Source organism: Okeania sp. KiyG1 (assembly GCF_014132355.1).
Taxonomy (GTDB): Bacteria; Cyanobacteriota; Cyanobacteriia; order Cyanobacteriales; family Microcoleaceae; genus Okeania.
Map to the genome: position 1 here is coordinate 1 of NZ_BLZO01000021.1, position 572 is coordinate 572.

2 protein-coding genes are annotated in these 572 nt (G+C 29.7%); both read left to right on the forward strand.

The genetic code is table 11. The features are described from left to right. Positions 1-94: 94 nt before the first annotated feature. Complete coding sequence (locus SAGCYANO_RS02205; protein ID WP_202218588.1) at positions 95-259, forward strand: hypothetical protein; 165 nt, start codon at positions 95-97, stop codon at positions 257-259. Between the two features lie 124 nt (positions 260-383). Beyond that, on the forward strand, positions 384-548 hold the full coding sequence (locus tag SAGCYANO_RS02210; RefSeq protein ID WP_202218588.1) for a hypothetical protein: 165 nt from the start codon (positions 384-386) through the stop codon (positions 546-548). Positions 549-572: the final 24 nt, after the last annotated feature.

The window sequence follows — 572 nt, forward strand, 5'->3', positions numbered from 1 at the left end:
GAATAACGAAAACCGAAGCCAGAAAATCATGACAAATAATTTAGGATTGCCATATACTTTATATCTATAGAAATTTTCTCTTAATTGTGAGGTCTTGACAACAGAGAATCAAGAAAAAACTGTGTTTTATGAATATCAAAATCACTATACTATCGACTTTTATCAAATAGTAAAATTCTTATATTTAATTCCTGAACACTATATAATCAAACCGATGTATCTCAATGGAAGAATCAAGCTAAAAAGTTATCGCTTTTAGGTATGGAGGGAATAGGGAATAGGGAATAGGGAATAACGAAAACCGAAGCCAGAAAATCATGACAAATAATTTAGGATTGCCATATACTTTATATCTATAGAAATTTTCTCTTAATTGTGAGGTCTTGACAACAGAGAATCAAGAAAAAACTGTGTTTTATGAATATCAAAATCACTATACTATCGACTTTTATCAAATAGTAAAATTCTTATATTTAATTCCTGAACACTATATAATCAAACCGATGTATCTCAATGGAAGAATCAAGCTAAAAAGTTATCGCTTTTAGGTATGGAGGGAATAGGGAATAGGG